The 13,834-nt window shown below is 31.9% G+C and carries 15 protein-coding genes; 12 read left to right on the plus strand and 3 right to left on the minus strand.

All coding sequences use genetic code 11. The features are described from left to right. Window positions 1-47: 47 nt before the first annotated feature. A complete protein-coding gene (locus tag C8E03_RS06755; RefSeq protein WP_094379338.1) occupies window positions 48-2,150 on the plus strand; it encodes a PTS transporter subunit IIABC in 2,103 nt (700 codons plus the stop codon). Window positions 2,151-2,512: 362 nt separating this feature from the next. On the opposite strand, the gene C8E03_RS06760 is transcribed toward C8E03_RS06755, so the two are convergent. The 3 genes from C8E03_RS06760 to C8E03_RS22400 form a co-directional block, all read right to left on the minus strand. Then, window positions 2,513-2,866, minus strand: a complete 354-nt coding sequence (locus C8E03_RS06760; RefSeq protein WP_146212303.1) for an EcsC family protein — start codon at window positions 2,864-2,866, stop codon at window positions 2,513-2,515. A gap of 329 nt (window positions 2,867-3,195) precedes the next feature. Beyond that, complete coding sequence (locus tag C8E03_RS22395) at window positions 3,196-3,969, minus strand: transposase (protein WP_242993421.1); 774 nt, start codon at window positions 3,967-3,969, stop codon at window positions 3,196-3,198. After that, window positions 3,963-4,475, minus strand: a complete 513-nt coding sequence (locus C8E03_RS22400; RefSeq protein ID WP_242993423.1) for an IS110 family transposase — start codon at window positions 4,473-4,475, stop codon at window positions 3,963-3,965. Before C8E03_RS22400 ends, C8E03_RS22395 begins: the two co-directional genes overlap by 7 nt. Window positions 4,476-5,211: 736 nt before the next feature. Between C8E03_RS22400 and C8E03_RS06770 the strand changes: the two genes are divergently transcribed. The 11 genes from C8E03_RS06770 to C8E03_RS06815 all read left to right on the plus strand — a co-directional run bounded on the left by C8E03_RS06770 (window position 5,212) and on the right by C8E03_RS06815 (window position 13,828). Continuing rightward, window positions 5,212-6,873, plus strand: a complete 1,662-nt coding sequence (locus C8E03_RS06770; protein WP_094379335.1) for an ABC transporter ATP-binding protein — start codon at window positions 5,212-5,214, stop codon at window positions 6,871-6,873. A 129-nt stretch (window positions 6,874-7,002) separates the two neighbouring features. Beyond that, complete coding sequence (locus C8E03_RS06775) at window positions 7,003-7,422, plus strand: hypothetical protein (protein WP_094379333.1); 420 nt, start codon at window positions 7,003-7,005, stop codon at window positions 7,420-7,422. Between the two features lie 124 nt (window positions 7,423-7,546). Next, window positions 7,547-7,762: a hypothetical protein gene (locus tag C8E03_RS06780; RefSeq protein ID WP_094379331.1), complete on the plus strand. Its 216-nt coding sequence runs from the start codon at window positions 7,547-7,549 to the stop codon at window positions 7,760-7,762. Between the two features lie 51 nt (window positions 7,763-7,813). After that, a complete protein-coding gene (locus tag C8E03_RS21905; RefSeq protein WP_170122919.1) occupies window positions 7,814-7,954 on the plus strand; it encodes a hypothetical protein in 141 nt (46 codons plus the stop codon). 49 nt (window positions 7,955-8,003) lie between these two features. Beyond that, a complete protein-coding gene (locus C8E03_RS06785) occupies window positions 8,004-8,219 on the plus strand; it encodes a hypothetical protein (RefSeq protein ID WP_094379329.1) in 216 nt (71 codons plus the stop codon). 71 nt (window positions 8,220-8,290) lie between these two features. Continuing rightward, window positions 8,291-9,142, plus strand: coding sequence for a CPBP family intramembrane glutamic endopeptidase (locus C8E03_RS06790; RefSeq protein ID WP_094379328.1), 852 nt, complete (start codon window positions 8,291-8,293; stop codon window positions 9,140-9,142). An 88-nt stretch (window positions 9,143-9,230) separates the two neighbouring features. Beyond that, window positions 9,231-9,536: a PqqD family protein gene (locus tag C8E03_RS06795; protein WP_094379326.1), complete on the plus strand. Its 306-nt coding sequence runs from the start codon at window positions 9,231-9,233 to the stop codon at window positions 9,534-9,536. Further along, complete coding sequence (locus C8E03_RS06800) at window positions 9,529-10,866, plus strand: B12-binding domain-containing radical SAM protein (protein ID WP_170122920.1); 1,338 nt, start codon at window positions 9,529-9,531, stop codon at window positions 10,864-10,866. Before C8E03_RS06795 ends, C8E03_RS06800 begins: the two co-directional genes overlap by 8 nt. 13 nt (window positions 10,867-10,879) lie before the next feature. Beyond that, window positions 10,880-11,086, plus strand: a complete 207-nt coding sequence (locus C8E03_RS06805) for a hypothetical protein (protein ID WP_094379322.1) — start codon at window positions 10,880-10,882, stop codon at window positions 11,084-11,086. Beyond that, the gene (locus C8E03_RS06810) at window positions 11,079-12,485 is read left to right on the plus strand and encodes a radical SAM/SPASM domain-containing protein (RefSeq protein ID WP_094379320.1); all 1,407 of its coding nucleotides are present in this window, start codon (window positions 11,079-11,081) and stop codon (window positions 12,483-12,485) included. Before C8E03_RS06805 ends, C8E03_RS06810 begins: the two co-directional genes overlap by 8 nt. 14 nt (window positions 12,486-12,499) lie before the next feature. Continuing rightward, window positions 12,500-13,828, plus strand: coding sequence for an aminotransferase family protein (locus tag C8E03_RS06815; RefSeq protein ID WP_094379319.1), 1,329 nt, complete (start codon window positions 12,500-12,502; stop codon window positions 13,826-13,828). The last annotated feature ends 6 nt before the right edge of the window (window positions 13,829-13,834 follow it).

Consider the following 13,834-nt stretch of genomic DNA (forward strand, 5'->3'; position numbering starts at 1 on the left):
GGTCTTTTTATATATATAAATAATTTTATAAGGAGATTAGTAAGAAAATGAAAGATAAGTTATTTGGAATTTTACAGCGTGTAGGAAGATCTTTTATGCTTCCAATCGCTATCCTTCCGGTAGCAGGATTGTTACTGGGAATCGGAAGTTCATTTACAAATGAAACTACGTTAGCTGCCTATCATTTAGAAGATATAATGGGAAATGGGACAGCTATCAATGCGATTCTTAAAGTGATGTCAAGTGCAGGTACCGCAGTATTTAATAATCTGGCTTTGATATTTGCAATGGGTGTCGCTATCGGTATGTCGAAAAAGGAAAAAGAAGTTGCAGCTTTATCGGGGGCGATTGCTTTTATAATTATGCATACTGCAATTGGAACCTTAATAGAAATTCATGGTGGAGCAGATGCCATGCTTGCTAATTCTACAACGAGTGTTTTGGGTATTACATCCTTACAAATGGGTGTTTTTGGAGGTATTATTGTAGGACTTGGTGTAGCAATACTACATAATAAATATTACAAGATTGAGTTGCCACAGGTACTTTCTTTCTTTGGGGGAACAAGATTTGTGCCAATTATTTCATCGTTGGTGTATTTAATCGTAGGAATTATTATGTTCTTTGTCTGGCCAGTTATACAGTCAGGTATTTATTCAGTTGGCAAATTAGTCATGGAATCTGGTTACGCAGGAACGTTTTTATATGGATTTATGGAAAGATTATTGATTCCTTTTGGCTTGCATCATGTATTTTATTTACCGTTCTGGCAGACAGCGGTTGGTGGCACGCAGGTAATTGACGGCAGTTTGGTGGAGGGTGCTCAAAATATATTCTTTGCTGAACTTGCTTCCCCAAACATAACTAAATTCAGCGTTTCAGCGACTCGATTTATGTCAGGAAAATTTCCGCTAATGATATTTGGACTCCCAGGAGCTGCGCTTGCAATGTACAAAAGTGCATTACCTGCCAAGAAAAAAGCGGCCGGAGGCTTGCTCTTATCTGCGGCACTTACTTCCATGCTGACTGGTATTACAGAACCACTTGAATTTACATTTTTATTTGTTGCACCTGCATTATATGGAATTCATTGCGTGTTAGCGGGTTGTGCTTATATGTTGATGCATATCTTTGAAGTTGGAGTCGGTATGACATTTTCAGGTGGATTAATTGACATGTTTTTATTTGGTGTACTTCAGGGAAATGCTAAAACGAACTGGATTTGGATTGTTATTGTAGGAATTGTTTATTTCATTGTATATTATTTATTTTTTGGTTTTTTAATTCAGAGATTTAATTTAAAAACACCGGGACGAGAAGACAATGAGGATGAGGTGAAACTATACAGACGAGCTGATGTGAATGCAGCAAAATCAAAAAAAGGAGAAAGTATTGCCGAAAGCTATGATGAAGTATCAGCATTGATTACGAAAGGTTTAGGTGGAAAAGACAATATTAGTGATATTGACTGTTGTGCGACAAGATTACGAACTACAGTTTACGACGCTAATAAAGTACAAGAGGATTTACTGAAGGCTTCTGGAGCAGCAGGGGTCATTCGTAAAGGAAACGGAGTTCAAATCATTTATGGGCCTAAGGTAACTGTAATTAAGTCAAAGCTTGAGGATTATTTATTAGAGAATCATAATTCAGTGGCGAATGATACCAATGAGGCTCGAACAGTTAAAGAGAGTAAAGAATGTGTGGTTAAATGCCCAATTAATGGAAAATCTGTTACTTTATCAGAGGTAAAGGATGGCGTTTTCTCAGAAGAAATGTTAGGCAAGGGTGCAGCGATTGAACCGATGGATGGAAAGGTATTTGCTCCATTTAATGGGAAGATAGACATGGTATTTGATACAAAGCATGCAATTGGTCTATCCTCAGACGATGGGGTGGAATTACTGATTCATATCGGAATTGATACGGTAAGGCTAAATGGAAAATATTATACGCTTCATGTTAAAAATGGTGATAAAATTAAAGTAGGTGATTTACTGGCGGAGTTTGATATTAGCAAAATCAAAGAAGAAGGATATCAAGTTATAACACCTGTAATAGTAACCAATTCAGATCAATTTAAAGAAATTGTGTTACAAACAAATGGTGATATAAAGGCTCAGAGCGATTTTATTAAGGTCATCAGATAAATTGATATAGAAATAGAAAAGGGGCTGTCGCACTAGCGGTTAATAAACTGCCAGTGCACAGCTCATTTTTTGCAAGATCTGTGTATGGTGGGATAGTTTTTTTACATTTAAATGTAGCATCGGTATTTGTTTTTGAATAACTGTTACTTTCACCACAAATGTATATTTTTCTAGTGTATTCTTTTAGTCTGTTAAGGTATTCTTTCCGCGTTTCTATCAATCTTTTATTTAAGATATTTTGTAATCGCATTCTAATATTTTATATAAATCCCTTACTTTTCGAAGTCTGGGATTTGTTTTTTTACACTAAAAAGGATATTTACACTAATTTTTAGTGGACAGCCCCTAATACTATTATTCTTCTATTTTCTTAAGAAGATATCTTTTCTTATATTTAAGATTAGCATATTTACCCAGCTTACTAATAATAGAAGGATTGATAACTTCCCCAAGCACACAATGGGAAGCCCCTTTATGTTCTCTTTATTATAAGTTCTTTCAATGTAAGCATTACCTTTTTTAAACACAAATTGAAATCCCTTGTAGAATGCCATATCTAATGTCGTTTTAACTTTCTCAGGTATTTTGTCTTGAAATTTATCCATAACAGGTTTGAAATTATTTTTAATATAAATATTTTCTTTTTGACTTAGGAATTTTCTTTCTTGTTTATCAACATTGCTTAATTGTTTTAATAATATTTGCTTTTTTTCCATTTTATCAACTTCTGCTTGTTGCCAAGGGAGCACTATAAAAAGTACACACAATGATAATCTTCTTAAAGATATTAATTTGTATATATTGAATAACTTTTACATGAAGCCATATGATATAAATATTGATTTTATATACAATTTCAAGAACGATTAAATGAAGCTAAGGCTTTTGCCAGCAATGATTAATGAAATTCTATTTTAGGCTATACATAGATAGCAATTTGGTAAATAGTCAAGAAGTATTTTGATTTGTTTTTCGTACAGAATGGTAACTTTAATATACCTACGGCTTTCCTAACAAAAAACGTAGATTTGGAATGAGATATGAATTACCTACTCTTTTCCGGAGAGTAGAGTTGGCTCTTGTCCAGCAGACCATAGAGCAGACGTATAAATTTACGGGAAGTCAACGCGAGTGCACGTTTGTGCTGATGGTTTCTTGTTTCAGCATATTTCTTATGATAGAAGCGTTCATATTCAGGACAGTGTCTTATAACACTTCCGGTTGCTTCAATGATGTAATACCGAAGGTAACGGTTGCCAGCCTTACTCATATGTTTGTCTTCTGATTCAAAATCGCCTGAATCATTATCATTCCAAACGATACCACAGTATTTTGCGAGTGAGTCAGCACTTTGAAAAACTTTAACAGAACCTATTTCAGCAAGAATTCCGGCAGAGTAAACCTTGCCAATTCCAGGGATGGAATTAAGCACTGTGTATTCCACGGGATTTAACCCTTGCACAGTTTGAAAGATTGCTTTATCAATTGCTTTTAATTCCTTCTCAAAAGAGCTGATGCAGTTAAATGAGGAGGCAATTGATATCGTAAGTGGTTCATATAGGCATTGATCAAGCCTGTATGAATTACGAGCTGCCGCCTGTATTATCTTGGCTGTTTCTTCTGGGTCAGCAATTCGCCCTTTACTTTTAGAGCTAATGAATACAACAAGGTCTTCAATAGAGGTGTTTACTATGTCCTCATTTGTTGTGAACTCTGTAAGAATAGCCTCGGCTGTAGCACCATATTTATTTGAAAAAGGATGTTCTCCATTGCGTAATAAGGTATACTCACTGAACTTCAGAAAGATGTTATTTAGCATGTATGTTTTCTCTCTGGCAATACATTCAGTGATGTGCTACGATGTCTAGTCAGGCGTTGTAAGGCAAGGTATTGGAAACCACGCCAAGGCTTGGTGCTGATACGACCTACGCGGGCAAAATCAGCGATAACAAAGGAATCAATACCATTATTCTTTCCGATATCATTGAAGAATTTCTTGTAATTTTTCACTTCCTTTGGATTGAGACAATAAACACGGACAGAAAAAGGGGCTAATAGCTCACTGGCTGAAAGGTAATTGGCCAGATGAACTCCATAAAATCCTGTTGATTCCATGCCGATTACAACGAATTTAAACTGATGATTTGCATTAAGGACATCAACAATCAGACGTTCAAGAAGAGTAGCACCTTCCTGAGCATTTTCAATAGATTTCATTTTTATGAAGAAGTCCTGATTAAAATCAAGTGCAGAAATAACATGAATACGGGATGCAATATCAATCCCAACAAAAAGCGTTGAGAGGTAATCGATTTTTTCTTTCACGGATAATCACCACCTTTCATAGCAGAATAAAAGAATGCAATCATGGCTTGTCCCAGATCACTACGCCTGCCTAACCCTCGCGTTATTAGCATCCTCCGGTAAGAAATACCCTGGTGGTGGCTAGATACCGGGATGCAGCATTTGTGTAATAAGTCTTAGCGTAGCATTAGGGCTGCAAGCTTCCTTGGCAATAACAAAATGTTTTGCTGGAGAATTAAAGCAGTGACCACAGCTACAGTTCTTGTGAACTTAATTGTAACATCTGGGACCATGACTATAAAGTAACTTATTAACTATGTAGGTATGACAAGATGACCAACAATTCATCTAAAACCTATATCATAAAAAATAAGTATATAGCCTCTATGATTGAGGTCTATAAACTTATAATACGAGGAGAATAATAGCTGATTTCTGTATTGTGCAGGAATTGGCTTTTTAAATCCCCAGTGATTTTTATAAATATCCTTAGGAATATAATTGAGGGTATTGAGGAAAAGCAATAAATAGATATATTGGATTTATATTTTCTATGATGTTTACTATAATAGCTCAGCCTAAAATAGTTAATTTTAAAATGAAATGAAGCTAGAAAGTTATTAAACTATTACTAAAAAGCTTGCTTCAAATAAAACTATACAAGTAGTCATTGACAAATATAGGCGAGTATATTAAAGTTATATCTAAAGGAAGAAATTAGTAGCAATTAATAAAAAAACTAAAGAGGAGAACATTTATGGAATTAATTCAAAATTACTTTAAATATGTAAAAACTAATAAAAAGTATTATGTGATAATTTTATATTTAATAGCCATAAGTTCTATTGTAGGACTTATTTATACATTAATGCTAAAGGTGATTATTGATGATGTTCTGGTTAATAGTAAATTTTATATACTTCCTATAATTATAACAATTATGGTTCTTTCTTTTATTATTAATACAATGATTAATTATTGTAATGGCGTCTTTATTTTAAATATAATGCAGAATATCTCCATCCAATTGAAACAAAAAATTGTTAATCATATTCAAAAAATTAGTATGATTAAAATTACAGATTATGAGAGTGGTGATTTAATTAATAGAACTAATGATATTGATACAATTGCCCAGTTTTTATCAACCGCTATTTTAACCTTAATAACTAATTTAAGTAATGTATTGTTATATTCTATTATTATGTTTTATATAAGTAAAAGACTTGCAATATTTGCAATGTTGTTCGGTGGTATACAATTATTTATTTCTCATAAATTTTCTAATAATGTTAAGAAAATAAGTCGTAAACAAAAAGAAAAAGAATCACAAAATCTTGATTTTCTTGCACACTTATACAAAAATATTAAATTTTACAAGGCATTTAATAAATTAAATTATAATAATAATAAATTCTTAAATATTATTAATAACTTAAGAGATTTAGCATTTAATAATTTTAAAATTAAATATTTTTTTACTTCGAGTATTTCATTTATATCTTATTTTGCTTCTATTATTATTATTGGAATTGGTATTTATGAGATAAGCAAAGGTAGGATGACAATTGGTGTATTATTTGTTTTTGATAGTATCAATGAGAAATTCTATCAGTATTCCTATTCAATTATGAATTTTAATATAGAATTTCAAAATGCATATGTTTCAATGGAGCGTGTAAATGAAATATTGAGCTTAGAAACAGAAAATTATGTTTCTTTCCAACAAGAGAAAGAAGTCATTCACTCTAAAATTGAAACGATAAGCATTAGAGAGGCTAGCTTTAAGTATACAGATAAAGATGTGATTCATAATGTGAATTTTGAATTTAAAAAGAACCAAGCATATATGATTATGGGGCCAAGTGGCCAAGGGAAAACAACGTTGGCAAATTTGCTTTTGAAATTATATGAATTACAAGGTGGTTATATTGATATTGAGGGGTTGAATATAAAAGATATCAGTGTGAATGAGATTCGAAAAAAAATTACATATGTCATGCAGGAAAATATAATACTAAATGATTCAATAAGAGAAAATCTATTAATAGGTGATAACAATATAGCAGAAGAAATTTTAAAAAAAGTTTGTAAGATATGTCATATTGAAGATTTTGTTCAATACCTTGAAAAAGGGTATGAGACAATGATTGGAGAAAAGGGCATTCAATTATCAGAAGGTCAAAAGCAAAGAATATCGATGGCAAGAGGTTTGCTCAGAGAGTCCGATATTTATATATTTGATGAAATAACGAGTCATTTAGATAATGAATTGGGGATTGATATAGTAAAGAATATTCAGGAATATAGGAGAGATAAAATAAAAATCTATATTACACACGATCCATCAATTAAGGAATATATGGATGAAATTATTATTATAAATGATGCTACGATACAAAAATGCGGAAGCTTTTAACCGAAAGTTTACTGTAAGTTGTTATACATTATATTTTGTTTTCAATTCTTTAAATCAAAAATCAGACCATAAGTGAAATAATATGGTGATTAATAACAAAAATTGATTATACGACATATCGGAGGAAAAATGGCTAAGTACAAACGGATGGTATATTATGCATGGTTAGGAAGTGCTTTGGCTAGCATAATTTTTGTGATTTTTTTATATTCTATATGTCAGTTAAATACGAATCAGACAATTGAAGTTAGCAGTGTATTTATGCTTGAAAATAATGAGACAATAATAAAATTGGATAATTTTAATAAGGATAAAATTGAGCTAAAAGTAAAGGATCAGGTTCAAATATATGATATAAAAAGTCAAAAAAGTTATCTTGCAGTTGTTTCAAAGGTAATAATATCTGAATTTGAAAATTCACAAGATAAATCAAATCAATATTGGCTAAAAATGAAAAGAGATAATATAAATGAAGAGGATTTGGGTAACAGAGTAATAAAAATAAGCAAATATCATAAGAACATTCTGGAAATGCTATTTGGCAGTTAATGATAGATGAGATAAGTAAAAGAAATTAGATTCAAATTTATGAACTTGGGTTATTCTCATGAAATTCATTGGTTTGGAATTCTGGGGTTAACATAGCTATTATTATAGCGGGGAGGTGATATTTATGTTGAAAAAACCAGGAATTCTAGAAATGCCAGATGCAGCTACTACTTTACATGGAGGTGAGCTTGCGTGTAGTGGTAATACTTGTTCATCAGGCTACAGCTGCTCATCGGTAGATAGTTCTGGAGGTGGCGATGGTTGTCAAGTTGGTTTTGCAGCCGGAGGTATTGTAGTAGGAGTTGCTGCAGGTGCTGCAGTTGGCGTGGCAATAACCTAGGATTCGGTATATTGAATAGCAAGTTAAGACAAGGAAAAAGGAGGTGTAATTATGCTTAAAAAGCCAAGTGTTTTAGTAATGCCATGTGCTTCAACTTTACTAGATAAAGGAGATTCTCAAATTGCTTCATTAGTTCCTGCTGTTATAGCAGGAATCGCTGCAGGAGTAGGAATTGGCATAGCAATAACCTAAATTGTATATTAATACATTTATAAAATATAATAGAAAGGGGGGGAGTAGAATGTTAAAAAGACCAGCAATTTTAGACGTACCAGATGTATCAACTTCTTTGCATGGAGGAGAGCTTGCATGCAGTGGAAATACTTGTGCTTCGGGTTTCTCATGTAACTCTGTTGATAGCTCTGGAGGTGGCGATGGATGTAGCTATACATTAGGAGTAGGTGCAGTTGCAGCAGGTGTCGGCGTGGGAGTTACGGTAGGAATAGCTGTTACATAATACTTAATAAGGGAAACTTTTATAATATATATATAAGTTTCCCTTATTTAGAATTTAAAAAGGAGTATATTTTGGAAAACTCAAATAGTAGTAATCATTTAAGTAAAAAAATCGATATTCTATTTGGAATTATAATTACTATTTTACCGGTTATATATTCAGATGTATTTGGCTTATTACCAATTATATCAGTATTAAGCATTGTGTATTTGGTGAGTGGCTACAAAGAACAAGAAAGTAATAGTTATAATTTGCATGTGAAGTATATACTAATGCTAATGATATCTATCATAGCAGTCTACTTTCTCTATTATATGATTACAACTGGAAAGTGGAGTCTAGGAATTATTATATTGCATCAAATAATTGTATTACCTACATATGCAATGCTACCAGTTTATCTTATTCCCTTTGTGTGGATGTATTTTCAGGGTGGTGATTGCTTAAAAAACTCCTTTCTCTTAAATAAGGAAACAAGTAAGATTACATTCTTAATTTTAATTGTATTTTTCTATATAAATTTGGCAAGAATTCCAATTTATTTACATGAACGTGGTACGGTTTCAGATACACTGGCAATTCATATGGTTGTACAAGCCTTTTTTGTGGCAGCAGTGGCAGAAGAATTATTTTTTAGGGGTTATATATATGGAATAGTAAAAAAAATGTTTAGTACTAAAAGTGCACAGCATATTTCAGCATTAATTTTTATATTTTCACACATTAATTTGTTAATAAAATCAATGCATTATGGGTTTTCCTTTCAAATTCTGTGTAATTATATTTCTATCTATGTGTTAGGTTTTGCTTGTGCGTTTATCTATGAGCAAACCAAAAGCTTAGTTCCTTGTATTATTTTACATACTTGTATTGACGGTGCAATCAAATATATTTTTATTTTAGTAATCAATCAAATAATTTGATTTCCAGAATAAATATTGAACATGAAAGGTACCATTCAATTTGATAGTAGATTCTTATAAATTACAAAGAAAAGAGGAGATTGTTGAAATGGATATGAGTAAAATACCTATTTTAAAAACAATTGCTTGGAAAGTTAGTGACGGATATGTAGTTATTGACAGCTACAAAGGCCAATTAATGTTGAACGAAACATCTAGTTTAATTTGGAAAGAAATTGATGGTAATAAAACGATAGCGAAAATTATTGAAGAATTATATGAAAAATATAAAGACAATAACAATAAAGATTATATTGAGGAGATTGTTTATGATGCGATAAATGAATTTGAGGGATATGATTTAGTTATGTTAAACTTGGAAGATGATATGGATGGGTGGCTTCAATATGAGTAAAGTTATGTTATTACACTTGCCCATTTTAAATTATATTCAAAAAGATTTCGTTGATGAGGAAAGCGGATATAATCCGTCACTAGGAATTATGGCATTAGGTACATATCTTGAATTAAATGGTTATAAGCCTATTGTTATTGATATGTGCTATGACAGAATGAAGGTTTCTGAATTAATAGATCGCATTAAATTGGAAAAACCTATTTTGATAGGCTTGTCTGTATACACAGAAAATTTTTATCAAGCACTAAAATTAAGCAGAATTATTAAAAAAGAGGTACCAGATATTAAGATAGTATTTGGAGGACCGCATCCTACATTGCAACCAAATGAATGCATAGAAAATGAAGAAGTTGATTTTGTTATTATGAAAGAGGGAGAATCAACTATTCTTGAGTTAATGGAGGCACTCGGTTCAGGGGAAAAGACAATTCGATATGAACAAATTCCGGGATTGTTATTTAAAAGAGAGAATGTGGTGGTAAAAAATGTATTACGCAAGCATATTCTTGATTTAAATTTACTGCCTATAATAAAAAGAGAATTGGCAGATATTCATAGATATGGTGGATTTGTCAATATTTCTACTAGCCGAGGCTGCCCGGGTAGATGCATTTATTGTTCGGCCACTTCTTTATCTGGTGCAACTTATCGAACAAGAAATGAATATTCTATATTTATGGAAATGTTATTGCTAAAGATTATGTTTGGGAATAAAATTTTAAAAATTTATATTGTTGATGATACTTTTACAGCTATACCTAATCGAATTACAAAATTTTTAGATTTGATTTTTTATTATGATTTAGAAGTCCATTGGCAATGTGAATCCAGAATCGATGTTATGGATGAAGAATTATTATATAGAATGCATAAAGCTGGTTGCATAGCTATTCAGTATGGGATTGAAAGTGGAAGCCAGGAAGTACTTAATAAACTAAAAAAAGGGATTGATTTGGAGCAGGCTAAAAAAATCATTGAGATTACGCATAAAAACAGAATTGTTACTTGTTTGTCCTTTATGTTAGGCCATTATTGTGATACGAAAGAAACAATGTGGCAAACAGCATATTTTATTCAAGAATTGTTTCATAAGTATAGAGCAGAGTTAGCTGTTTCCTTTAATACACCTTTTCCGGGAACGTGGCAATTTATTCACAGAGATAAGCTTGGTATGAGATTAGTTACGAATTCTTATAATCGATATTCGCTCTTAGAACCTATCGTTGAAACGGACAATTTTACTATTGAAGATCAAAGAGAAGTGTTTTTTTTCTGTAAAAAATTTATAGGTTATCATGAGAGTTTATCAAAGCTTGGAGAGGAATAGGGGGAATCCATTAATGAACGAAAGAATACTGATACGAACGATCAGTAATTTGAGCTACATTGGCGAAAGGGTAGATATAAAGGTGGATGAATTAAAAAAAGGAATACTATTGAAGCCTAGTCCGGATTCAAATATTAAGATTTGGTTTCCAGAAGAAGAAATTGATTGCATTATTCATCCAAATGGTGAAGTACAAAAGGGGGAGAAAATAGATGGTTGATTATAATGTAAAATATAAGTTTGATACTGAATTTGAAATATTAGAAAAAAATAATTTGTACTTATTTGTTGATTTTAATCATGTTAATTGGTTTAGAACAAATAAATCAGGATATGAAATCATAAAAAAAGTTTCAGAGGGAAATAGTATTGCGGAAGCTTTAGCCATGTTAAGCGAGGAAAAAGGTTTTAAAGTTGATTTTATAGAGAAACAGTTTGAACCATTTATCGAAGAAGCAATTAAAAATAAAGTATTTGTTAAAGTGGATAAAGAAAAAACAGAGGATGCAAGTCAGTCGTTTACCTATCCAAATGCTATTTGGGTTCATGCAACAAACATTTGTAATTTGAATTGCCAGTTCTGTTATTCGGATGCAAATGCAAAAGGAATAAAAAATATTGATTACCATGAAGTTCTGGAATTTTTAAAAGAATTACCGAAAGAACATAGGAAAAAAGTTATCATTAGTGGAGGAGAACCATTTTTGTATCCGAATCTGTTACCACTTGTAAGTGGTTTAAAGGAACTTGAATTCACGGTTAATATAATAACAAATGGAACAGTAGGAAGAGAAATATATCCAGACATTATTCCAAGAATTGATCTTTTACAGGTATCGGTAGATGGTACAAAAGAAGAAATCAATCAGAAAACCAGAGGAAATCATTCCTTAGAAAAAACGTTGGAAAGTATTAAATATGCAAAAGAACTTGGGGTAAAAGAGATATATATATCATTCACTGCAACAAAGTACAATGTTTGTGATTTACCAAGTTTTCCAGAATTCCTTTACGATAATAGGATTAGTCACATGCATGTTACGAAATTACTGCCTGTTGGAAGAGGTGAAATAAACAAAGAGGATTTATCACCAAATATTTATAAATATGCAGAGTATTTGGAGCAATTCAAACAGAATTTAAAAATTGTAAATCAAAAAATACATTACAAAAGAGAATGTGAAGAAATTTTTTTAGAGGATAAAGAGAAAACAAAATATCTAACGGTTTCCTTTGCTTCTGATCGTTTAAATAACGTAATGTATAGCTATAAAGTTACCGGATGCGGATCTGGTGATGCAACAGTAAGTATTAATTTTGATGGTAAAATATATCCTTGCACTTCGTTAAATGGAGAAGAAGACTGTATTGGAGATATCAAAACCGATTCTATTGAGGGTATCATTGGGAAAGGGCAGGAACTGGCCAGAATGCTGTGTGTGGACCAGATTCCTCTTTGTAAATCATGCAAATTCCGCTATTTTTGTGGAGGAGGATGTAGGGCTTGTGCGAAAAACAATGACGGAATTATGGGAAAAGATCCAGATTGCGATAAATATAAGGAAGAAATATTGGAATATATGTGGACATTAAATCTTGTGCAAAAAACAGCAGATTAAGAGGAAAATATAGAATGAATACAATAAATTTAAGGACCATGATGGAGCAAAATGAGGAGATAAATTATCCCATCTGGCATCCGTTTTCCACTGTAGCAAAAAATTATTTTAATCAGTTAATGATAGAGCGTGGAAATGGGATTTATGTCTATGATAATAACAATAAGAGATACATAGATGCATGCAGTGGCTTGTGGAATGTATCTTTGGGATATGGAAACAGTAAAATTAAAGATTACATTAATAAACAGCTAGATAAAATATCTTATTGTTCTTTGTTTGAGCATACAAACAGTACCGCGATTTTAGCTGCAAATAAGATTTTGGATTTATTACCAGATAGTATGAACAAAATACAGTTTACCTGTTCTGGATCAGAGAGTGTTGATTTGGCTATAAAAACAATGAGGGAATATTGGAAAATTAGAGGGAAAGAGACAAAAGACAAGATAATATGCATCAAAAAATCTTATCACGGTACTTATTATGGAAGCATGAGTGTAAGTGGTATTACACAAGAAGAAACAAGAAGATATGGTCCATTATTGCCAAATATAGTAGATCTTGACATACCAAATGCTAAAATGGTTGAACAAGAATTTACGGAATGTGCAGAGCAGTTAGAGCACTACATTCGAGAAAATCATGAAAGCATAGCAGGCATTATAATAGAGCCTGTATTGGTTTCTGCTGGCTTTGAAATTATACCTATTAATTATATGAACCGCTTATATAAGATTTGTGAAGACAATCAGGTTCTATTTACAATGGATGAAGTAGCTTTGGGATTTTATAGAACTGGAAAAGCATTCTATTTTAATTACACTGATTTTGTGCCAGATATTCTTTGCATGGCAAAAGGAATTAATTCAGGATACCTACCCCTGGGAGCGGTTACTATACATGATAAGATTGTTCAGGTATATAAAAAAAGTGGTGCATGTCTGGCACACGGATCCACGCAGGCTGGAAATGTATTGGCTTGCGCAGCAGCTGTTGCTGCATTAGAGGAATATAAAGAGCTTAATATTGAAAACAATGTTTTACAAGAGGGGATCTATTTTAAATCAGAATTAGCATCAAAACTAAATAGATGCAATAATGTAAAAGAGATACGTGGAATCGGGCTATTATTATCAATTGATTTAGTTCATGAAAATAAAATAGATTGTCTAGATGAAAAAAAGATTTGTTATATTCAATCCATGCTTTCAAAAGAGGGGCTGCTTGTATATCGTTCTATGGCAGGTTTAATCTTATTACCTATGTTAAATATAAAGAGAGAAGAATCAAACAATATAATTACTATTTTGAAAAGTTTTTTTAGTAATTATTTGTTTTAAGTTGCG

This window comes from Lachnotalea glycerini (assembly GCF_003201285.1).
GTDB classification, from domain to species: Bacteria; Bacillota; Clostridia; order Lachnospirales; family Lachnospiraceae; genus Lachnotalea; species Lachnotalea glycerini.

Coding starts and splice junctions, on each gene's coding strand:
- C8E03_RS06755 (WP_094379338.1), top strand. CDS start 48: ATGAAAGATAAGTTATTTGGAATTTTACAGCGTGTAGGAAGATCTTTT.
- C8E03_RS06760 (WP_146212303.1), bottom strand. CDS start 2,866: ATGGAAAAAAAGCAAATATTATTAAAACAATTAAGCAATGTTGATAAA.
- C8E03_RS22395 (WP_242993421.1), bottom strand. CDS start 3,969: ATGCTAAATAACATCTTTCTGAAGTTCAGTGAGTATACCTTATTACGC.
- C8E03_RS06770 (WP_094379335.1), top strand. CDS start 5,212: ATGGAATTAATTCAAAATTACTTTAAATATGTAAAAACTAATAAAAAG.
- C8E03_RS06775 (WP_094379333.1), top strand. CDS start 7,003: ATGGCTAAGTACAAACGGATGGTATATTATGCATGGTTAGGAAGTGCT.
- C8E03_RS06780 (WP_094379331.1), top strand. CDS start 7,547: ATGTTGAAAAAACCAGGAATTCTAGAAATGCCAGATGCAGCTACTACT.
- C8E03_RS21905 (WP_170122919.1), top strand. CDS start 7,814: ATGCTTAAAAAGCCAAGTGTTTTAGTAATGCCATGTGCTTCAACTTTA.
- C8E03_RS06785 (WP_094379329.1), top strand. CDS start 8,004: ATGTTAAAAAGACCAGCAATTTTAGACGTACCAGATGTATCAACTTCT.
- C8E03_RS06795 (WP_094379326.1), top strand. CDS start 9,231: ATGGATATGAGTAAAATACCTATTTTAAAAACAATTGCTTGGAAAGTT.
- C8E03_RS06800 (WP_170122920.1), top strand. CDS start 9,529: ATGAGTAAAGTTATGTTATTACACTTGCCCATTTTAAATTATATTCAA.
- C8E03_RS06805 (WP_094379322.1), top strand. CDS start 10,880: ATGAACGAAAGAATACTGATACGAACGATCAGTAATTTGAGCTACATT.
- C8E03_RS06810 (WP_094379320.1), top strand. CDS start 11,079: ATGGTTGATTATAATGTAAAATATAAGTTTGATACTGAATTTGAAATA.
- C8E03_RS06815 (WP_094379319.1), top strand. CDS start 12,500: ATGAATACAATAAATTTAAGGACCATGATGGAGCAAAATGAGGAGATA.